The organism is Pseudalkalibacillus decolorationis, from assembly GCF_024609785.1.
Taxonomy (GTDB): Bacteria; Bacillota; Bacilli; order Bacillales; family Fictibacillaceae; genus Pseudalkalibacillus; species Pseudalkalibacillus decolorationis.
Map to the genome: position 1 here is coordinate 173,423 of NZ_JANHJQ010000006.1, position 20,751 is coordinate 194,173.

Genomic DNA, 20,751 nt, shown 5'->3' on the forward strand with positions numbered 1-20,751 from the left:
AAATAATCAAAAAGGGGAATTTCGAAATGATTAGAGAAAAGAAGATCCATCAAAAAGAACGTATCAAACAAGCTATTGAGGAACTCAATACAGAGCTGTGTGAAATAGCTTTGAAGATACATGCGAAGCCAGAGCTGAGTTTTCAGGAACAAAAAGCCATTGAGTGGTTAACAGCTCCTCTTATTCAAGCCGATTTTCAAGTTGAAAAAGGTATCGCTAATCTTGAAACCGCTTTCCGTGCTACATGGGAGGGAACCCCTGGTGGCCCAACTATTGCTCTACTGGCGGAGTACGATGCTCTGCCTGGAATCGGACATGCTTGTGGACACAATCTTATCGGAGCGGCAGCAGTTGGTGCTGCACTGGCCCTAAAGGATTCGTGCCCTGATCTACCCGGACGGATTGTTGTATTAGGTACTCCAGCAGAAGAGGAGGGTGGCGGGAAAATCATCATGTGTCAAAAGGGGGTCTTTGATGACATAGATGCTGTCATGATTTGCCACCCGCATAAAAAGACAATGGTACTTCGAGGAGGATTAGCCTGTGTTGATTCCACTTTCCGTTTTTTTGGGAAACAGTCTCATGCCTCTTCTGCACCAGAAAAAGGCATAAGTGCACTTGACGCATTAATTAACTCCTTTGTAGCAATTAATTCACTGCGGCAGTTCTTTAAAGAAGATGTAAGAATTCATGGGATTATTAGTAAGGGAGGGGATGCGCCGAATGTAATTCCAGAATACTGTGAAGCAAAATTTATGTTCCGTGCTTCAACAGTGAAAGAACTTGATGTAGTCCGAGAGAAGTTGTATACGGCTGTGAGGTATTCAGCTGAAGCAGTGGGGGCCCGATTTGAAGTGAGTGAAGGTCTTGTATATGCGGAACGAAACAACAACAAGGAATTGGCAATGTTGTTTCAAAGAAATTTGGAGTTAATGGGAATTGAAGTGAGTGATCCTCCAAAGAAAGGAGGTATCGGATCTTCCGATATCGGAAACGTAGGTCAAGTGACTGCAACAATACATCCATATATTGAAATTGGAGATGTTAATGCGCATACGCCTGAGTTTTGCCAAGCGGCCGGATCGGAAAAAGGGTTAAAAGCTTTAAATCATGCAGCGAAAGCTTTGGCCATGACAGCGTTTGATTTATGTGTTGATTCCGATTCATTGCAAAGAGTTCGTGAAGAGTTTAAAAATTGGAAGAAAAAACAAAACGTGGAGGTAAGATGATGCATGATGTTCAAGACAGTCCCGACATACAGCGAGATAGGAAGCTAGCCTTTCGTCTGAGAAGGGTATTAAAAATGCCCCATACTTTTGTCATACTGGTCTTCCTAATTTTCTTTGCCGCTGCTTTAACATACTTTATCCCTGCAGGCGAATTGGACCGAATAGAGGATAAAGCTACTGGGAAAGAACTCGTAGTTGAAGGGTCTTACCAACAGATTGAAGAGAGTCCGGTCGGAATTTTTGATATTCCGTTGGCCATTGTTCATGGATTAATCGGTGCTAGTGATGTTATCTTCTCTATACTAATTGTTGGAGGAGCATTTCAGGTTATTATGGCCACTGGAACCGTTGAGGCTGCAACGGGAAGAGTGGCGAACCGGTTCTCAAAAAACGAAAAATGGGTTATCCCAATATTTCTGTCCCTTTTTTCCATTGGTGGATTTACGATGGGAATGTCTACAGAGGGCATAGTATTTGTCCCAATAGGCATAGCCATTGCAAGATCTCTTGGATATGACGCCATAACTGGAACCGCAATGATTGCATTAGGGGCTTCTTGCGGATTTACGGCAGGCCTGCTAAATCCCTTCAATGTAGGACTTGCGCAAGCGATTGCTGGAGTTCCTCTATTTTCTGGAATGTGGCTAAGGGCTGTTTTACTGGTCGTTTTTCTGGTGATTACAAGTATATACCTCATTCATTATGCAACCAGGGTGAAAGAAGATCCCTCCAAAAGTGTTGTTTACGGATTAGAAAAAAACGCAACAGAAAAAGGGGTCGACCATTCGCATTTACCTTCCTTCGAGCTTAAACACTACCTTGTAATCTTGACAATGATACTTTGTTTTGTCCTTTTAATCTGGGGTGTTTCTAAAAAGAATTGGTGGATAGAAGAAATATCTGCCCTTTTCTTAACGATGGGAGTTGTATCAGGACTTTGTGCAAGATTTGGTCCCAGCAAAATCTCAAGCGAATTCGTAAAGGGAGCTACTGCAATTACATTTGGAGCGCTCATTATTGGTGTCGCAAGGGCTATCGTGGTTGTATTGGAACAGGGGAATATTATCGATACCATTGTAAGTAGCTTAGCAATGGTAGTTGGGGAGTTACCTAGTTCTGTGCAAGTTCTAGGAATGTATGCCTTCCAAACCCTCATGAATGTGTTGATTACATCGGGATCAGGGATAGCAGCTACAACTATGCCAATCATGGCACCGCTTTCTGATCTGCTTGGCATAACAAGACAAACTGCAATACTAGCCTACCAATTAGGCGATGGTATTTCTAACCTTATCCTACCCGTATCTTCTACACTGATGGGAACCCTTGCTATTGCTGGTATCCCTTATCAAAAATGGGTGAAATTCATGTGGCCGTTAATGTTGATTTGGATGGTCACAGGAGCCGTCTTTCTGTTGATTGCTAATTTCATAAACTATTGACATTGAATAGTGTTGGGAGGGGAACTAACGTGAATGGAAAAGCGTACCGCAATAAAAGCAATTATGGAATTATTAATGCGATAGACAAAGGCCGGATGGGTGAACACCTAAAAGTCTTTTGCCAGTTGAACCGACTAACCGGGGAAAAAGGATGCAGAAGCAGCAGTCAATTATATCATTAAAAAACTTGAAGAATACAGTGTGAAAAATGAAAGGTACTGGTTTAATTCATATTTCAGTGATCCAATTCAAGGTACAGTAAAGGTTATCCTACCTGAAAACTATGAAGTAGGAGCAAAAGCCAAATCGTTTTGTTTACCCTGCCCTGACGGAATAGAAGCAGAGGTTATTTATGATGGATACAGTAAAAATAAACATCTCAGTCCTAGTGAAGAAGTAGGATGGTTTAAAACTTTTAAAGACAAGATTGTTTTGAGCTGGAATTGCTCTGAAGACTATGTAACAAAGATTGAACATTCCGGGGCAAAGGGATTAATTCATATCTGGTCTACACAGGAGGATGTTATCCATGAAGATACTGTAGGAACGGTATGGGGAACACCGACTACCAAAAACGTATACACATTACCTCGAATCCCCGTAGTTGGAATAAAGTATCATGACGGGGCAAAACTGATGGAACAAGCGGTTGCTGGCCAATTAAAGGTGGTAATCGCAACGAAACTGAATGTCGGAATCAAACATGTAAGTCTACCCGTTGCTTATATACCTGGTGACACTGACGAGTTTATATTGTTGTCTGGTCATTACGATTCATGGCACAAGGGAGCCACAGACAATGCTGGTAGCAATGCTCTATGTTTGGAATTGGCAAGAGTCTTTTCTAATTACTTAGGAAAGTTGAAACGAGGAATAAAAATTGCCTGGTGGCCAGGGCATTCTAATAAGCGATATGCTGGATCAGCTTGGTATTGCGATCATTTTTGGCAGGATTTAAATGATAATTGTGTGGCACATATTAATGTTGATTTTTCTGGATCAAATGGTGCAGTGAAGATTATTTCAAAGTCAACCACTATGGAAGATCAAGACTTGCTTAAGAAAATCATATCGGATTTTACTGGTAAGGAAACGAATACATTCGATTACTTGCCCTGTGGAGTGGATCAATCTTTTCTTGGGGTGAGTATTCCCATTCATCTTGCAATCAGATATGAATCAGAAGATAAAAGCATCATCTATAATCCCGGTGGAGGATGGTGGTGGCATACGGAGGAAGACTTGTACGATAAGATAGATCTAGAATTGCTACTGAGGGATACAAAGATTCATGCGGCTATTATCCAGAACATATCTCAAGCGGATGTATTACCTCTTAAATTGACTCAATTTCTTAAAAATAGCAAAAAAATCCTAGAAGAGATTGATAAGAATTCGGATGAAGCATTTGACTTCACTCCCATTTATCAATCACTTGAAGGATTCCGTGAAAAATGGAATGAAGTAGAGAAAAGAAACACGGTGCCTCTAGAAGTATACAATCAACTGCTAAAAATCATCGCGGGTGACTTAAACAGACTTATGTTTTCCTATTCCAGTGAATACGATTTTGATAGTACCTTTCCTAAAAAACCGTTTCCAGGGTTACAAAAAGTTGAACATATTTACAAACCAAGTGCTTCAAAAGAATCTTACTTATTTACAATGACGTTTTTTGTACGACAGCGAAATAGGTTTATCAATGAAATGAAAATGATGATAAACATAATTAATAATTTTATGCAGTACAAAAATAGTCTTTACCCCGTTCCGAAAAGTCTGCAATGACCACCTTTGCACCTTCTTCAGCAAAAAGGTGAACAGTCGCTTCACCAATTCCACTTGCTCCACCTGTTACGATTGCTACTTTATTTTCAAGTCTCATACTCCACTCTCCAGTCCTTTTTGTAATTTGAAATGTTTATTAATTGCTAATATTTTCCGGTCTGAATAAAAGTATTCATCAGTATATCACATGAGGAAAGCTAAATTAGATAAGCAAATATTGCGAAGCTTGTTGTTATATTGACTTTTTAAATTTTTTAACATCTAATCTACCATCACTGACTTCCACCAATCTCATTTGTTACGCTTTTTATCCAAAATGGAACGCAATTCTTTAATATCCTCTTCTGACAAAGAATCCTCCTGGATGAACTGAACTAGCATCGACTTTAACGTTCCACCATAAATTCGCTTAATAAAGGACTGTGCCTCGGCGTGCTGGCAATCATCCTGGGAATAAAGCGGAAAAAAAGTATAGACCTTCTGATCTTGATTCACACCGACCACTTTTTTTTGGGCGAGTCGATCCAAAAGTGTGCGTACTGTTTTCGGCTTCCAGTCCTTTTTCTTCTGCAAGGAGGAAATGACTTCGTTGGCTGTTTGCGGAGCCTTTTTCCAAAGCACATTCATGACTTCCCATTCTGCTTCTGATATACTAGGTACTTTATTTGACACACTAATCCTCCTTTATCAACTACTTAATATATACCTTTATCCCTCAAAATAGATTTCGTTATATCTGCCGCCTTACTTCCGTTGGTATTATTTTCATTCTGTATATTTGTTGCAAAGAAATAAGTATCCTTCTTCGACTCTACATATCCAATGAACCAACCATTAATATTTTTCCCATTGACACTCCCCGTACCAGTTTTTCCTGAGAGCATTGCATCATCTTTTTCCTCTAATTTGATCATCTCTTTAACGGATTGAACGTTCTTATCCTTAAATCCAAATTCGTTTGTATAAAAAGCTTTGAGTGTTTGTACCTGTTCTATTGGAGAAATCTTTAGTGAAGATTCCATCCAATATTCGGATATTCCCCCAGAGAGATCGTGATTACCATAGTCTATTTGTTTTAGATAAGCTTGGATAGTATCCTTATGGACTCTTTTATCCAACTCCTGAAAATACCAGTTTACTGAATAACTTATTGCTGTAGATAAATTTTGATCCCTATTCCAAGAGTCATAAGGATACTGCTCACCATTCCACTTCAATGTGGAACTTTCACTCGTTATGACATTTGACTCCAATGCAAACAATGCGCTATAGATCTTGTAAGTAGAATTCGGAGAAACCCTTAATGTGCTTTTATTTTCATTATAGATATGATATTGATCAGCTTGCAAATCATATAATACAAAGCTCCCTTCATATCCGGAAAAATACTTGCTTAGATCCTCATACACTGTCCGTTCTCCTTCAAAATCGTGACGATTATCCTCGTAAGCCATCGCAGAAATGACTGGAACCTGACTTGCAACAAATACCCCCAGAAGCATGAAGATGACTATGCTTTTCAGTTTCAACAGCTTTGATTCAGTCGTAAAGGATGCAATACTTTCAATACGTCTTTTTATTTGCTCCTTCGAACCGTTTAGCTGATTTACCAAAGTGAAGTACCTTGTCCGAGAGGATCTATCAACAAAATTAATAATTGTATCCCCATATTCTGCATAACAGTGCTTATTCAAAGAATTTAAGACAGCGATATCACAAGCTATTTCGCGATCCAATCTCATTTCCCTGAAAGCAACCCAAACAAAAGGGTTAAACCAGTATAAAATTTGATAAAAAACGATCAGGTAATTCGTTGCAATATCTTTATATTTATAATGATTCAGTTCATGTAAAAGGATGTATTTGATATCGTCCATAGACAGCCATTCTTCAAAATGTCTCGGAAGCACAACATAGGTCTTAAAAAGACCAAACGTCATAGGAGAATTGATAAGCGGTGATTCCCCTATAATCAAATGTCTCGATATATTTAAACGTTGCTTGCACTGTTCGAATAAGACCAGGATTTCTTTATTTTTTATGCTAGATATAGTGCCTTTGATTCTCTTTAACTTTAACCAAGCGTGTATTGTCAGAACAGTCATAACGAACATCCCTATAATCCATATGCCGGCTAAAATTTCATTCAGGAATGTCAAGTCGAAACGGTTTACTGATACCGTAAAGTCCTGCATCCAATTTTGGTCCTTTAATGCATGGTCTCCGGTAGAGGCAGCAGAATGACTTGATTCATTACTTTGATGAATATCCCATGAAAAGTAATTTCCAAAATTAAGCAAATGATTCGGTATAAAAGGAAGAGTCAATGCAATCAGCAAAAGAAACCATAGATTATATTGCCATTTCGCTGATAATTGATTTTGGAACACTTTCCTGATCAGCATAATGATTGCAACAGTAATAGAGGACACTATAAAACTTACTACAAAGTGAGTAAAGAACATGCTATTCGTCTCCATTTCTAGATCTTCCACCTAATATATGACATAATTCGTTGCTATCTTTCCTGAAACTTATTCCTAGTTAGATAGTTCAACAATATGGTAATTTTGCCATTTAAAAATATCCCGTTTTTCTAACGAAGTCAACAGTAATGTGTAAGAAATATATGGAATCGAATCATATAATCCGGCGTTTGAACCCGATTATTCGGCGCTCGCCCAGAAAATTTTATAACTTCATAACTGTTTCTAAGATTTATTAGTGTAATTCTCTTAAAAGAGTTAACTCCAAATTTAACACATAAATTTTAGCATTTCACCTTATCCGTTTATCAATCTACCAATTTTTTGTGAACAAGCAGATGGGAATTGAATGGAATCAGTTTTTTGTTGTCTCTATGGTTTTGCAGGTAGACCTAAGACTTATGGCGAAGGGATTTAGCTGCGTTTATCGAGGTTAGGAAATCAACATCAGCAAGATTTGGTGATCTTTCTACGTTCGAAAAGATTTGACATGAATTGATTACGAATGTAGTATCATATTACACGTGTAGTCCAAATGATTGTCTTCTTTAGCAAAGAAGTAAGATTTTATGGAAAACAGTTAATGCTTTAGGTCGCGTCTTCACCCATCACAGGGGATCGTGTGGAGACCGGGAATTAACATTGGTGAACTCTGCCATTGGAGCTATAAATGGTATGTATTGGAAGTTATATTTCAAGTAGTTTATATCGTTTGTAAAGGAGTTGGACGGATTGAAACGATTTTGGATAGGCATAATCATGGTTATGTTTCTTGCTGTTATAGCGGGTTGTTCAAATAAGGAAAAACCGGAGGACATTTTTAAAGCATATCTTTCTAATTGGGAGGATAATGATTTTGAAAAAATGTATCAGCATCTATCTCAGCAATCTAAAGAAGAAATCTCAAACAAGGAATTTGTTGAGCGTTATAAGGATATTTACAAAGGAATTGAAACTGAAAACTTACAAGTGGATGGAATATTTGATAGTAAAAACGACGAGGATCTGAAAGACGATTCTGTTACCTTCAAATACCGTGTAAAAATGGAAACGATGGCCGGTCCTATCGAATTTACGCATCACGCGACTTTAATTAAGGAGAAAAATGAATCGAATCAAGATTGGTCCGTAGAATGGGAACCGTCTCTCATTTTTCCTTCCCTAAAAGAAGGGGAAAAAGTAGCAGCAGAAACATTAGAGGCATCGAGAGGAGAAATCAGTGACAGAAATGGGAGCAAGCTTGCAATTAACGCTAAAGCCAACGTAATTGGAGTCATACCGGGCAAACTCGGCGATGAAACTGAGGATTCTAAAGAAAAATTATCCGATTTGTTAAGAATAACGATTGATGAAATGAACAAAAAGTTAAATGCTTCATGGGTAAAACCGGATTCATTTGTGCCACTTGCCACATTGCCCCTGGATGAAAAAAATCTTCAACCTTTTTTTGAAATTCCTGGGGTTGCAGCTCAAGAAAAAATGGTTCGTACTTATCCCTTCGGAGCCTCGGCAGCTCACTTAACGGGTTATGTACGTAAAATCACTGCAGAACAACTTGCCGAATGGAAAGAAAAAGGGTATTCCTCAGGAGATGTCGTTGGAAAAACTGGATTGGAGAAGACTTTCGAGGAAAAGTTAAGAGGAAAAACCGGTGGTCATATTTATATTAAGAAATCAGATGGAAGTTTTAAAGAAACGTTGGCAAAAACCGAACCTGTTCCGGGAGAAGACATTCAGTTGACTATTGATGCTAACCTTCAGCAAGAAATATATGATCAATTGAAGGGAGACGCTGGGACTGCCGCAGCTATAGATCCAAAAACCGGAGCGGTTTTGTCTTTAGTCAGTTCACCTTCATATGATCCAAATGCTTTCATAAGAGGACTTTCCGACAAGCAATGGAAGGAATGGAGTAACAACCCCAAAAAACCTTTTTTAAATCGCTTTATCAATCGTTACGCGCCAGGTTCGGTGTTCAAGACGATTACTGCAGCCGTAGGATTAGAGTCAGGGATAACTGATCCGAACGAAGTCAGACACATTGAGGGTCTCCACTGGACAAAAGATAAGTCATGGGGCGACTACTACGTTACACGCGTTCATGAGAAAGCTTCTGTGAATTTACGTGATGCATTTGTTTATTCCGACAACATTTATTTTGCACAGGAAGCACTTGAGATGGGGAAGGACACATTTTTAAAAGAAGCAAAGGCATTCGGATTTAAAGAAGAACTTCCCATTCCATTATCGATAGAGCCTTCAATACTTTCAAATAATGGGATAAATAGTGAAGCACAGTTGGCAGACACTGCCTATGGACAGGGAGAAGTAATGATGAGCGCCCTTCATCTTGCATTAGCCTACACGCCTTTTGTGAATGAAGGTGATTTGTTATCCCCCTATCTGTTGAAGAAAGAAGGAGAACGAACGGTATGGAAAGGAAGTCTAATTGAGCCGAAAACCTCTGAATTAATCAAGGAGGACTTAATCCGGGTTGTTGAAGACCCTAATGGTACGGCCCACGGTGCTTATATTCCTGGCATGACGATTGCGGGCAAGTCTGGAACAGCCGAAATCAAAGAAAGTAAAGATGACAAAAACGGTACAGAAAATGGTTGGTTCATTGGATTTGACACAGAAGATAATGATTTACTGCTAGCAATGATGATCGAAGATGTCAAACAGCGTGGTGGCAGCGGTTATGTTGTTCCGAAGGCGAGAAACGTTTTTAAATCATTACAGTAGTGATTGGTTTGTCTAAATCTAAAAATAGGTTGATAGAATGGCGTACCTTTATACTCCATCACTGGAGTGAAAGTAAGACCAATGTTAAGTGATAAATAAAATTTTTTTAGAAAAGAGGTTAGATTTTTATGAGTTCATGGAACACGATTTTTAGTACTTTTAAATTTAAAAAAATTGTACCTGTATTACTTCTCTCATGTCTCACGCTTGTAGGTTGTTCAGAGGATAACGCCCATTCTACTCAACCTAAAAGAAATCAAGAAACCGCAATTACAGACGACCTTGCCAAACTTAATTATCAAACAAATGCTCAAACTGAAAAATCATCTCCCGCCAAGATTACCAATCAAGATAAGACGATTGTATTAACGAAATTGAATGACAAAGTATGGGCACATACATCATATAATGATTGGAATGGCACAACCTATGGCCACAATGGGTTAATCATTTCTACTTCCAAAGGAGCAGTCCTGATTGATACAGCATGGGATACAGCGGGGAACCACCAAAAAACTGAAGAGTTATTAAAGATGATCAAAAAACATTTGAAGAAAAAAGTTGTTCTGGCGCTTGTTACTCATGCGCATGATGATAGCATTGGAGGCATTCAAGCGTTACTGAATCAGGGAATCGATGTACACAGTACACGTTTGACAGCAAATCTAGCTAAAGAATATGGATATCCTTCGCCCAAACCGACACTCGATGAAAAACCAGTGATGAAAGTAGGCGACAAAGTAATTGAAGCCTTTTATCCTGGAGAAGGCCATTCGAAAGATAACATTACTGTTTGGCTTCCCCAATATAAATTATTATTCGGTGGATGCTTCATCAAATCATTAGATGCAAAAGATCTTGGAAATCTTTCTGATGCAAATGTAGAACAATGGGATGACTCCGTTAAAAAGGTAATCGAAAAATATCCACAAGTGAAAACAGTTGTACCTGGACATGGGGAATGGGGAGATAAGAACTTACTCTTCCACACAATTGATCTGATCAAACAACATACTGATAAAGAAAGCTAAACGAAACTATCTTAACTTATGTTTTAAAAGAAATGGTGTTTCATTTGTTCCTAAAATGGTTTGTATACGGATCTATAACTGTAAACTTTAAAAACTATGCATTCCTATTTAATAAACAATAACATCAATATAGGCTTTTTTTCGTATTATATTTTGGAGGTGAAAAATGCCAAGAATAAAATACACAAGTTCAGACGTTGACTTAATGGCAAGGATGATGAGAGCGGAAGCCGTAGGTGAAGGAAAACAAGGAATGTTGTATGTCGGAAATGTAATTATTAATCGTGGTGTAGCGGATTGTTTAGACTTTAAAGATGTAAGAACAATTCCACAAGTCATTTATCAAGTACAAGGAGGAAATTATTCGTTTGAAGCTGTCCAAAAAGGTAATGTATTTTATCAAAGAGCGAGAACTGCTGAAAAAAGATTAGCAAAAAAGAATTTGGATTATTGGAGACAACACCCAGGGAAATATGCTCTTTGGTACTTTAATCCATATGCCCCATGCCCTCCAACATGGTACGGTCAACCTTTATCCGGTCAATTTAAAAATCATTGTTATTATGAACCAAAAGCTGGAACATGTGATAGTGTTTATATGGGTTAAGTTTACTCTTTGAGTAGTAAGGTGGCGATTGCAGCACAAGGTGATCGCCTTCCCCTTACTCAAGTATTGGGCAGTTATCTGGAAGAATGTATATAAATACTATATATTCAACTGACTGGGGCGAAGGTTGAAGAAGTATCCTTTTTAAAACGTGATCCTTCGTAAAAAGAATACTTAATAATGGGGTGGTTTGTAGTGGGATATCAATTCCCGAAATTTGTTTTTTCTTAGACGGCACCACTAACACAGTAAGTTAGTTGTGTTGTATCCATCTCATTTCGATCATGCTTAAATATTCATCTGGTGCTCTTTTAAATCTTCTTTGCTTTGTATGCGAAAATATACGTTTTTTCCAGGCTTTTGCTTCCTCGTCATAGCTTTTCAAAGTCAACTTGCTTAATCCAATCCAGCCCTTGTTTGAAATCACCAATATTTTCGGTAAATACAATATTTTAACCATGCCTGATAATATAGCGATTCCAAGTCCGACTACCCGTTATTCTTCTGTGTTTTTGTTTCGTCCTTCTAAAGAAAGGCTCCAAATCATTATTTATTCTTGGAATAGAAGGGTAATCGTAACACGTAAATAGCCCCTTCCAAAAACCCTTGTTATATCTCAATAAATTATCGATGAACGGAGTGTCTTCTTCTTTATTCAGGTTCTTTTTTGTCTGTTTTAGGCATTGATCGACTTTCTTCTCTACCCATTTACTTGTCTTCTTTAGTGAGGGTTCCATCAACGTTGCGATGTTCTTTACTGGTGTGAACCACCGTTGGACAAGCATGAAGTATCTGATTTAGATACAAAGCTGACTCCAAAGGTTTTTTTCCTGTTGCTTTCTTATGGGACGTGGTATATAGCAACACCCAAAATCAAAGACAACATATAAAAAACGCTATCCTTTCCATCCTATTACAGAAAGAATAGCGTTTTTCTCGATTCTGGGATAATGATTTGCCTTACCTTGATGGGCATGGGCTCCTACCTCTATAGCGGAAACAATGAGAGTCTATTTTTGGTTTTTGGTTTTTAACAGTTGATTTCTTATGATCAAACCTTTTGCTCCCATTTCATAAAAACCCTAATTGGATTGATAATATCCATTATGCCATTTGTCTGCAAGGTACTTGCTGCGATTATACCGCTATATCTTTTTCAATTGCCTTTGTGTCATTATATGTTTTCAGGTTCAATTTGCCCAAGAAACGTGATGTTAATGTTCCTGATACCATAGCGTTATTAACATTCAGTGCAGTACGCCCCATGTCGATTAATGCCTCGATCGAAATAAGGAGTCCTGCTAATCCAACAGGTAAACCCATTGATGAAAGTACAATTAATGCTGCAAATGTAGCACCACCACCAACTCCTGCTACACCAAATGAACTAATGCCGATAATCAGCACTAATTTAACAATAAATCCTGGTGTTAAAGGATCAATCCCTGCTGAGGGAGCAATCATCACTGCCAACATGGCTGGATAAAGTCCTGCACAACCATTTTGACCAATCGTTGCACCAAATGAGGCTGACATATTTGCAATACCCTGGTGAACACCAAGTGAATTTTTCTGTGCTTGAATGTTTAGTGGAATCGTTCCAGCACTTGAGCGTGATGTAAACGCAAAGCTTAATACAGGCACCACTTTTTTCAAGTATGTCAAAGGGTTTAATCCGAATATTCCTATTAGGATTAAGTGGATAACAAACATAACAAAAAGTCCCACATAGGAGGCAACGACAAATTTGCCTAGTTCGAGAATACCTGCAAAATCAGTACTTGCTATCGTATTTGCCATTAATGCCAAAATTCCGAATGGAGTTAACCGCAGGATCAATGTTACCATTCGCATTACAACCGCGTAGAAAGAGTTTACTATTTTTGTAAACATTTCTGCTTGTTCAGGATCCTTCCTACGCAAACCTAGAACCGCTGTACCTACGATTAATGAAAATATGACAATGGCAATAACAGATGTAGATCTCTGTTGCGTCATATCCAAAAAGATGTTCGATGGAATAAAACTTAGAATTTTTCCAGGCGTTGACATGCCCTCAACTTCACCTAATGTAGATTCCAACATTTCACTACGTTCATTCTCCGCTTGCCCTGCTTCAATTTGATCTGCGTTAAGGTCAAATAGTGCTGCACTGCCAATACCAACTAATGCTGCTATCATTGCGGTAGTAACAAGAATTCCAATAATCCACGCTGACATTTTTCTAAGTTCAGACGATTTTTCTAAATTAATAATCGATTGGATGATCGATACCATTACAAGAGGAACAACAATCATCATAAGTAGCGTAATATAACCACGACCAACGATGTTATACCAATCTGTTGTTTGTTCTAACACATCAGACCCTGTTCCATATGTCATTTGCAAAAAGGCACCTAACACAATTCCAAGTCCTAACCCAGTGAACACACGTTTACTAAATGATAAATGTTTCTTTTGCATCCAGATAAGAAGTCCCATAATTGCTAATAAAATTACAATGTTCACCAATAAAAAAACGATATCCACTATTGTTTCCCCCCTCATATTAAAACACTTATAATCCCGATGAATTTTGTTGGTTTTAATACTATACATGGCTAGTTAATGATATGTCAAGTATTGTTTACTTCGAAAAAATATAAATAAGTAAACAATTTTAACATTCAAATTATTAGTAGAAAAATATAGATTTTAAAGAAAATTTGTTGTAGTGGATGTTAAACTAAAATGGCGCCACTTGATAAGGAAGCGCTGACTCTGAATTGGGTACTGTAAAAGTATTTTAGCTATAAGTTTTAGGATTACCTGTAGCTTAATGGGAAAATCTATTGTTAGCAAAACGTTTAACTGATTTTTAGTTTTAGAAAGGAGAGAAGTGCATGGAGTCACTATGGCTAGAGTATGCTTGGGCATTATTAATTTTAATCGGATTAGAAGGATTATTATCAGCTGACAATGCCCTTGTACTAGCAGTAATAGCCAAGCATTTACCCGAAGAACAGAAAAAAAGAGCTATAAATTACGGAATTATTATGGCTTTCGTTTTCCGATTTGCTGCCCTTTTTGCCATCTCATTTATTGCAAATGTCTGGCAGATACAGGCAATAGGAGCATCTTATCTTCTTTATCTAGGATTAAAGCATGTCATTCAGGCACGGTTCGGAAAAGACAATAAGAATATTCATAAGGACGACGAAGAGGAAGCCGCTGGAAAAGGTTTCTGGCCGACAGTAGGGAAGATTGCATTAGCTGACCTTGCTTTTGCAATTGATTCGATACTTGCTGCGGTTGCTCTTGCACTGGGTCTTCCAGATTCCCCGCTAGGCGATTTCGGCGGAATGGATGGAGGAAAGTTCTTGGTAGTTCTTCTTGGAGGTATTGCCGGTCTTGTCTTGATTAAATTTGCAGCAACCTGGTTTGTGCAACTTCTTGAAAAACGTCCAGCATTGGAAACAACAGCATATGCAATTGTTGCCTGGGTCGGTGTCAAACTCGCTATTATCACCCTTGCTCATGAGGATATTGGTGTCTTAGATCATCATTTTCCGCACAGTACAACTTGGACTTTGATTTTCTATGGGGTATTAGTCGGTATTGCCCTAATTGGTTGGTTTGCACCAGGAAAGAAGTCGTTTCAGAAAAATCCTTCAAGTGAATAAAGAGAGAAAAGAGAAGGTGAGTAAATTAATTACATATAGCGTATTCAATCTCCATAAACACATGTGCTTTTCTCTCATCAAATGAATTGTCCAAAAGGAACCGTAAGAATTGGTTATGCATGTGATTCCCAAGTGTTAAAAGAAGGTCTAGCGAAAGTATCCGAATATATTGAGGAATTAGTATCTGAACGGCTGAAACTCGTTTGAATATGTGAAACAGATGTATTTAGAACCAAGCACTCGGCCAATTTTTGGTGAGTGCTTGGTGATTAAACCTTTTTTGAAAAGAGAGTTGTAAGTATCCACTTTGGAACTACAATTCTAGCAGTAACAAGCTCATTAACAATGGGAAAACAGTTCAAGTTTTATTGCACAAGTAAAGAAAGTATAAAAATTTGCTGCATAGATGCAATGTCTAGCTACAGCACCCAGGTGTTCGAGGTCGCTTCGATTTCTGGCATCACGCTGGAATACGCGTTCTTGTCCAGAAATCTCCAGCGCTTGTCGTACCTGAACAGGCCACTTCCACTTTTCTTGTTATCTCGATAATTTTAGTTGGCTTTTTCCCAACAGCCCTAAAGGAGGATTTTGGGATTGTACGGCTAATTTATAAAATAAGTGCGTGTTCAAAAGAGAGATCGAGTAACGAAGAAATTCGACAGGCTATTAAGGGAAGTTCGATTAAACTCTCCACGTCCTGTGGTAACATCGAACTGACTAACATCCTGTTAGCCTCCAGGCTTTTTGAACAACCTCTATAAGCGCGCTGCTAGATTTGTCCCCATCACGAAACAACGGAGTACACCACATAACACCCCACCGTAAGCAACACCATCACATTAAGAACCATCCATCTCATGTCACCCGTCTTAAACTGTAAAAAGTAGCTGATCATCCACAATAGAATAAGGGATACCGGTAGCAACTGATAAAACATACCTCCTCCAAAGCTACCAATCGCGTAACTTGAGAAAATAAGGACAGGTATGCAAACGACACCGATCAAAATATTGACTAAATGGATGAATTTCATTTTCGTGCCCCTCCCGAATTGGTTAGTCATTAGCTTTTACTAATTTTAAAAAGGAGACAGGTAGGATGAAAAAATCACTCATACTCATCAGCAGTTTCGTTCTTATTTTAAGTGGGACGCCAGCTTTAGCGGAAGAAGATGCTACACAAAAAGTGCAGGGACATGGACCGAACAAATCGCTTATGTTTGAACCACAAAAGGATTATGATCATGACGGACTTACAAACATAGAAGAGGATCAACTCGGCTTATTCATTTTAGAAAAGGATTCGGATTATGATTCGTTTTCGGATTCTGAGGAAAGAAAGCGCTATGGGACAGACCCAACCGCAAAGGATACAGACAAAGATGGGTTAAGTGAGTCGGTAGAAATCAATGACTTCAAGACGGATCCACTAAATAAAGATGAAGATAACGATGGTTTGATGGATGGCCTAGAGGAAAGAAGCTATCCTATACGGGAAAACAGCGAAAACATCACTGGACAAGTTCATGGCGTAGGACCGATCTCGCAACAAGTTAAAGTCGAACCGTCACCGATTGTTATATTAGATTATATTGCAGCACTAAAGTCATTTCAACTCCAATCTTTGAACCCGGATTTAACCGTTAACCTCACGATACCATTCGAGTCTGAAAAAAAAGATATGAAGCTATTTCGTTATGAAAACACTGAATTACACATCGTTAAGAAGCAAAAAGTGAAACAGAACACGATAACAGCGGAAATTCAGGGCGGTGGTAATTTTGTAATAGCATCGATAAGTGAATATAAGAAGTCCCAAGCAAAGGGCAACAAGTTGCGAAAAGTAAAAAAGGTTGAGCGAAAAGAGAAGGTTAAGGTTATAAACATGCCGGGATTAACGATAAATCCATCTGAACTCTCTGAAAAGGATGACGTGATTACTTTTAAAAAGGAAGTCATTAAGGAAGGGAAGAAAGTTGAAAAGAAAGTCAAATACAAGCTGGAAAGTGTCGTGACAGACGGATATGAGCAATTTGCTACATTAGAGGCTGTGACAATGGAGACAGGTAATACACCGACGATACTGATTCACGGATTGTTTGGCAGCTCCGGAACATGGGGTTATACGAACCATTGGGATAACGAAAGCTCTTCTCCAAAAGTTGAACAATCGATTTCTTCTACCTGTACCTTCACTGGAAAATCGTATTCAGACAATACAACGTCCAACTATTCCAACCCTGACGTCCATTATATATGCGGAACATCGGATGCAGGAGAACTTGGTCCCCAGCTTGATGTCGATTTCGGCTATACCCCTAATGTGGACTTGTTTGCATTTGAATATCACCATAGTGGTCATGTTGCAACCGGTGCACGGCATCTGGGTAATTTTATCAATGCATTAAGGGCTCAAGGAATTATTAGGAAGTATGACGATGTAAATCTATTGGCCCACAGTAAAGGAGGTCTCATTTCTCGCTATTTCATTGAAAATCAGGGTGGAACCGATGATGTTGAACGGCTTATCACCATTGGAACCCCTCACTTTGGCTCGGATTTATCAACGTTTGGTGATATGGACCGAGATGATAGTGACTTATGGAAAAGTGGAAACCATGATGAATTGTGTGACACCTTTACAAACCGGCATGCCGATACAGAGTACTTTACAATCGGTGGATTTGATCCGAGTTCCGGTCACCTCCCATCAAGCTTAAGTGGGTATCAAACAGTCGGAGATCTAAGTAACAAAAACTACATTTCCTTTGATACCGATGTCCGGGAAACCTTCAAAGCACATGGACAAAGATTATCATGGTGGAGTTATGCCGATATTGAGGATGGAGCAGTTAACATGGACAGTGCATTAGGCTCTGACCAAGATCCGGATTATGATGGAACACTGACTAAATTAGTGGTTAACAACCGGTTCTATGTATTCGATCCATCCTATGGCGGCCACTCAGCGATGAGAAAACATCCGGATACAGATAATTATGTAGCAGGAATACTAGAGGGTAGCTGGGATTAATAAGGGTATTATAAAAAGCGGATAACCGCACTTGGTTATCCGCTTTCTCTATCCGATCTCTAAATGTTGTTTTAATGTTTGTGTGATTCGATCTTGTTCTTCGTCTGATACAATGTAGTAGTAGATGTTATCAATGCGGGTTCCACTACCCTTTACTTCAAAGGTCTCAAGTTGTGCACGGGCTCCCTTGTAATTGGCTTGAATCTCTTTCATTTCATCAAACGTCATATTCGTTTTCACATTATCACCAATTGCATTGAGGATATTATCAAATTTCGTTATCGATGAAACGCTAGCGCCTTCATTGATAACAGCTTTAATTACCTCACGTTGTCGTTCATTCCGTCCAAGATCTCCTCGAGGATCCTGCTTCCGCATACGCACATAACCGAGTGCCTCATCACCATCTAAATGAATTTCTCCTGTTTCATATACTCGTTCAGGACTCTTCCATGGGTTATCATTCGTAACAGTCACACCACCAACTGCATCGACAATATCTTGAAATGATTGCATGTTAACTTTAATATAGTAATCTATTGGGACTTCTAGAAAGTTTTCTACCGTTTCCACGGCCATTTTTGTTCCACCAAAAGCATAGGCATGGTTGATTTTATCGTCAAACCCTTTCCCGACTATCTCCGTTCTAGTATCACGCGGGATATTAAACATGTACATCGACTTATCTTCCGGGTTTACAGTTATCACAATCATCGTATCAGATCGTCCACGGTCTCCAGTCCGTTCATCGACACCCATTAACAAAATGGAGATGGGCTCAAGTGTTTTCTTATCAACCTTAGGCTTTGGTTGTGACGATCGTTGCGTGTCAATTGGTTCATGGATTTTCGTGGCAGTTTTCTTAACAGAATCAAAAAGGTAATACGCATATCCTCCCACCCCAAGTAAAACAATACCTGCAAGTACACCTACAATAATTAATAGTTTTTTAATCATCCGATCTTAGTCTCCTCTAAAACTAGGAATATGTATCTAGTAGAATTATACACAATTCGCCATAGTTTTCCATTAAATTTTTCTTGCATAATAGTTTAAAATTGGTGATGTTGCACCGATAGAACAATCAGAGGCTGTGCATATTAACCAAATGTTACAGAATGTTAATTTTGTATTAATACTATTTTAACAAAAACATTTCGTAAAATAACTAATAATCCCAGTCATTTATGCTATAATACGACATAATTAGAGAGTAAGTGTCAAAAGGGGAGTATTAGAACAAAAGGGGAATAAAAAGACATGGAAGAAACAATCAGCTTGAAAGATATATTTGAAACATTAAAAAAGCGAATCGCACTCATTATTATGATTACACTTATAGCAACCGCAGCTAGCGCGATAATCAGTTACTTTTTCTTAACTCCAATCTACCAATCATCTACCCAAATTCTCGTCAATCAATCGGATTCGGAACAACAACAGTATAGTACTACTCAGATCCAAACGAGTGTAGAAATGATTAATACGTACCGGGTCATTATAAAAAGTCCTGCCATCCTAGAAGGTGTCATTCAAGAGCTTGATCTCAATCAAAATGTTGATCAATTAAATGAATCTATTTCTGTTAACAGTGAGCAAAACTCGCAAGTCTTTACAGTAGCGGTCCAAAATGCGGATCCAGAACTTGCAGTGAAAATTGCTAACACGGTAGCGGAAACGTTCCAAAAAGAAATTGCATCAATTATGAAAATAGATAACGTAAGCATCTTATCGAATGCTGAATTACCATCAAGTCCTTCACCGATAAAACCCAATCCTTTATTGAACATGGCGATTGCAATGGTCGTTGGATTAATGGTGGGTGTAGGAATCGCATTTTTGCTTGAATATCTCGATAATACGATTAAATCGGAACAAGATATTGAAAAGTTATTAGAACTACCAGTACTTGGGGTTATTGCAGAAATGGACGAAAAGCAATTCCAACAATCGAACACGACAATTTCCAAATCACGGGTAAGGAGTGAAACGTATGAGGCGTAAACAAAATAATAAAGCGGTTAGAGATTTTAAAGAACGTAGCCTAATTACTCATTACAACTCCAAATCACCCATTTCAGAACAATACAGAACGATTCGCTCAAACATCCAATTTTCCTCTGTGGATAATGAATATCGCACAATTATGGTTACTTCTTCAGGACCAGGTGAAGGGAAATCAACAACAGCGGCAAATCTTGCGGTGACATTTGCACAACAAGGTAAGAGAGTGCTATTTATTGATGCTGATCTTAGGAAACCTACTGCACACTACACGTTTCGGGTGAGTAATGCACAGGGACTAACGAATGTATTAACAAAACAAATACCACTGGGAGAAGCACATCGTACAACAGAAATAGAAGGACTGCACATTCTTCCAAGTGGCCCTGTACCACCGAACCCTGCTGAACTACTTGGATCTCGAATGATGAAGGAAATAACGAAGGAAGCATCAGAAGAATTTGATGTTATTTTGTTCGACACACCGCCTTTACTTGCTGTAACAGATGGTCAGATTCTAGCAAACTTATGCGATGGCGTAGTATTAGTTGTCGGAAGTCAGAAAACAGAAAATGAGGCAGCATTAAAGTCTAAAGAACTACTTGAAGCAGCGAAGGCAAAATTGCTTGGTGTCGTATTGAATCGTAAGAAAATGAAAGAGGGCAATTATTACTACTATTACGGGTCATAAACAGTCATTATTCGACAAAAACTTCCTGTT

16 protein-coding genes and 1 pseudogene are annotated in these 20,751 nt (G+C 38.6%); 11 read left to right on the forward strand and 6 right to left on the reverse strand.

Annotated features, from left to right (window positions below):
* Positions 1 to 26 precede the first annotated feature (26 nt).
* The 4 genes from NON16_RS07765 (at position 27) to NON16_RS07780 (ending at position 4,459) form a co-directional block, all read left to right on the forward strand.
* Complete coding sequence (locus NON16_RS07765) at positions 27 to 1,229, forward strand: M20 family metallopeptidase (RefSeq protein WP_257348261.1); 1,203 nt, start codon at positions 27 to 29, stop codon at positions 1,227 to 1,229.
* Positions 1,196 to 2,671 carry a YfcC family protein gene (locus NON16_RS07770; protein WP_257348263.1) on the forward strand — a complete coding sequence of 492 codons (1,476 nt, stop codon included), beginning with the start codon at positions 1,196 to 1,198 and terminating at the stop codon, positions 2,669 to 2,671. The genes NON16_RS07765 and NON16_RS07770 overlap by 34 nt, the downstream gene beginning before the upstream one ends.
* A 29-nt stretch (positions 2,672 to 2,700) precedes the next feature.
* A complete protein-coding gene (locus tag NON16_RS07775) occupies positions 2,701 to 2,853 on the forward strand; it encodes a hypothetical protein (protein WP_257348264.1) in 153 nt (50 codons plus the stop codon).
* Between the two features lie 454 nt (positions 2,854 to 3,307).
* Positions 3,308 to 4,459, forward strand: coding sequence for a M28 family metallopeptidase (locus tag NON16_RS07780; protein ID WP_257348305.1), 1,152 nt, complete (start codon positions 3,308 to 3,310; stop codon positions 4,457 to 4,459).
* On the opposite strand, the pseudogene NON16_RS07785 reads toward NON16_RS07780, so the two are convergent.
* The 3 genes and pseudogenes from NON16_RS07785 to NON16_RS07795 form a co-directional block, all read right to left on the reverse strand.
* Positions 4,428 to 4,556, reverse strand: a pseudogene (locus tag NON16_RS07785) (SDR family NAD(P)-dependent oxidoreductase); the annotation flags it as partial. The gene NON16_RS07780 and the pseudogene NON16_RS07785 overlap by 32 nt on opposite strands.
* A gap of 194 nt (positions 4,557 to 4,750) precedes the next feature.
* On the reverse strand, positions 4,751 to 5,131 hold the full coding sequence (gene blaI, locus NON16_RS07790) for a penicillinase repressor BlaI (RefSeq protein ID WP_257348266.1): 381 nt from the start codon (positions 5,129 to 5,131) through the stop codon (positions 4,751 to 4,753).
* A gap of 23 nt (positions 5,132 to 5,154) precedes the next feature.
* A complete protein-coding gene (locus NON16_RS07795) occupies positions 5,155 to 6,924 on the reverse strand; it encodes a BlaR1 family beta-lactam sensor/signal transducer (protein WP_372508767.1) in 1,770 nt (589 codons plus the stop codon).
* 753 nt (positions 6,925 to 7,677) lie between these two features.
* Between NON16_RS07795 and NON16_RS07800 the strand changes: the two genes are divergently transcribed.
* The 3 genes from NON16_RS07800 (at position 7,678) to NON16_RS07810 (ending at position 11,328) form a co-directional block, all read left to right on the forward strand.
* On the forward strand, positions 7,678 to 9,690 hold the full coding sequence (locus NON16_RS07800) for a penicillin-binding transpeptidase domain-containing protein (protein WP_257348269.1): 2,013 nt from the start codon (positions 7,678 to 7,680) through the stop codon (positions 9,688 to 9,690).
* A 128-nt stretch (positions 9,691 to 9,818) separates the two neighbouring features.
* Entirely contained in the window at positions 9,819 to 10,721 is a 903-nt protein-coding gene (gene bla / locus NON16_RS07805; RefSeq protein WP_257348272.1) for a subclass B1 metallo-beta-lactamase, read from the forward strand.
* Positions 10,722 to 10,887: 166 nt separating this feature from the next.
* The gene (locus NON16_RS07810; protein ID WP_257348273.1) at positions 10,888 to 11,328 is read left to right on the forward strand and encodes a cell wall hydrolase; all 441 of its coding nucleotides are present in this window, start codon (positions 10,888 to 10,890) and stop codon (positions 11,326 to 11,328) included.
* Positions 11,329 to 12,465: 1,137 nt separating this feature from the next.
* Here NON16_RS07810 and NON16_RS07815 read toward each other — a convergent pair.
* Positions 12,466 to 13,878, reverse strand: coding sequence for an L-cystine transporter (locus tag NON16_RS07815; RefSeq protein ID WP_372508762.1), 1,413 nt, complete (start codon positions 13,876 to 13,878; stop codon positions 12,466 to 12,468).
* Positions 13,879 to 14,213: 335 nt separating this feature from the next.
* Here NON16_RS07815 and NON16_RS07820 point away from each other — a divergent pair, with 335 nt between their 5' ends.
* The gene (locus tag NON16_RS07820; RefSeq protein ID WP_257348275.1) at positions 14,214 to 14,993 is read left to right on the forward strand and encodes a TerC family protein; all 780 of its coding nucleotides are present in this window, start codon (positions 14,214 to 14,216) and stop codon (positions 14,991 to 14,993) included.
* A 784-nt stretch (positions 14,994 to 15,777) separates the two neighbouring features.
* Here the strand turns inward: NON16_RS07820 and NON16_RS07825 are convergent.
* Positions 15,778 to 16,026 carry a hypothetical protein gene (locus tag NON16_RS07825; protein WP_257348276.1) on the reverse strand — a complete coding sequence of 83 codons (249 nt, stop codon included), beginning with the start codon at positions 16,024 to 16,026 and terminating at the stop codon, positions 15,778 to 15,780.
* Between the two features lie 65 nt (positions 16,027 to 16,091).
* Here NON16_RS07825 and NON16_RS07830 point away from each other — a divergent pair, with 65 nt between their 5' ends.
* Positions 16,092 to 18,026: a hypothetical protein gene (locus tag NON16_RS07830; protein ID WP_257348277.1), complete on the forward strand. Its 1,935-nt coding sequence runs from the start codon at positions 16,092 to 16,094 to the stop codon at positions 18,024 to 18,026.
* 48 nt (positions 18,027 to 18,074) lie between these two features.
* Here NON16_RS07830 and NON16_RS07835 read toward each other — a convergent pair whose 3' ends face one another.
* Positions 18,075 to 18,983 carry an LCP family glycopolymer transferase gene (locus tag NON16_RS07835; protein ID WP_257348278.1) on the reverse strand — a complete coding sequence of 303 codons (909 nt, stop codon included), beginning with the start codon at positions 18,981 to 18,983 and terminating at the stop codon, positions 18,075 to 18,077.
* Positions 18,984 to 19,286: 303 nt separating this feature from the next.
* Here NON16_RS07835 and NON16_RS07840 point away from each other — a divergent pair, with 303 nt between their 5' ends.
* Together NON16_RS07840 and NON16_RS07845 are read left to right on the forward strand one after the other, a co-directional pair.
* On the forward strand, positions 19,287 to 20,030 hold the full coding sequence (locus NON16_RS07840) for a YveK family protein (RefSeq protein WP_257348279.1): 744 nt from the start codon (positions 19,287 to 19,289) through the stop codon (positions 20,028 to 20,030).
* On the forward strand, positions 20,020 to 20,721 hold the full coding sequence (locus NON16_RS07845; protein ID WP_257348280.1) for a CpsD/CapB family tyrosine-protein kinase: 702 nt from the start codon (positions 20,020 to 20,022) through the stop codon (positions 20,719 to 20,721). Before NON16_RS07840 ends, NON16_RS07845 begins: the two co-directional genes overlap by 11 nt.
* The last annotated feature ends 30 nt before the right edge of the window (positions 20,722 to 20,751 follow it).

Bases quoted from the DNA above. Each gene is read 5' to 3' on its own strand.
- NON16_RS07835 (WP_257348278.1), bottom strand. From the start codon at position 18,983: ATGATTAAAAAACTATTAATTATTGTAGGTGTACTTGCAGGTATTGTT.
- NON16_RS07815 (WP_372508762.1), bottom strand. From the start codon at position 13,878: ATGAGGGGGGAAACAATAGTGGATATCGTTTTTTTATTGGTGAACATT.
- NON16_RS07795 (WP_372508767.1), bottom strand. From the start codon at position 6,924: ATGTTCTTTACTCACTTTGTAGTAAGTTTTATAGTGTCCTCTATTACT.
- bla (WP_257348272.1), top strand. From the start codon at position 9,819: ATGAGTTCATGGAACACGATTTTTAGTACTTTTAAATTTAAAAAAATT.
- NON16_RS07820 (WP_257348275.1), top strand. From the start codon at position 14,214: ATGGAGTCACTATGGCTAGAGTATGCTTGGGCATTATTAATTTTAATC.
- NON16_RS07840 (WP_257348279.1), top strand. From the start codon at position 19,287: ATGGAAGAAACAATCAGCTTGAAAGATATATTTGAAACATTAAAAAAG.
- NON16_RS07810 (WP_257348273.1), top strand. From the start codon at position 10,888: ATGCCAAGAATAAAATACACAAGTTCAGACGTTGACTTAATGGCAAGG.
- NON16_RS07830 (WP_257348277.1), top strand. From the start codon at position 16,092: ATGAAAAAATCACTCATACTCATCAGCAGTTTCGTTCTTATTTTAAGT.
- NON16_RS07845 (WP_257348280.1), top strand. From the start codon at position 20,020: ATGAGGCGTAAACAAAATAATAAAGCGGTTAGAGATTTTAAAGAACGT.
- NON16_RS07765 (WP_257348261.1), top strand. From the start codon at position 27: ATGATTAGAGAAAAGAAGATCCATCAAAAAGAACGTATCAAACAAGCT.
- NON16_RS07780 (WP_257348305.1), top strand. From the start codon at position 3,308: ATGGAACAAGCGGTTGCTGGCCAATTAAAGGTGGTAATCGCAACGAAA.
- NON16_RS07825 (WP_257348276.1), bottom strand. From the start codon at position 16,026: ATGAAATTCATCCATTTAGTCAATATTTTGATCGGTGTCGTTTGCATA.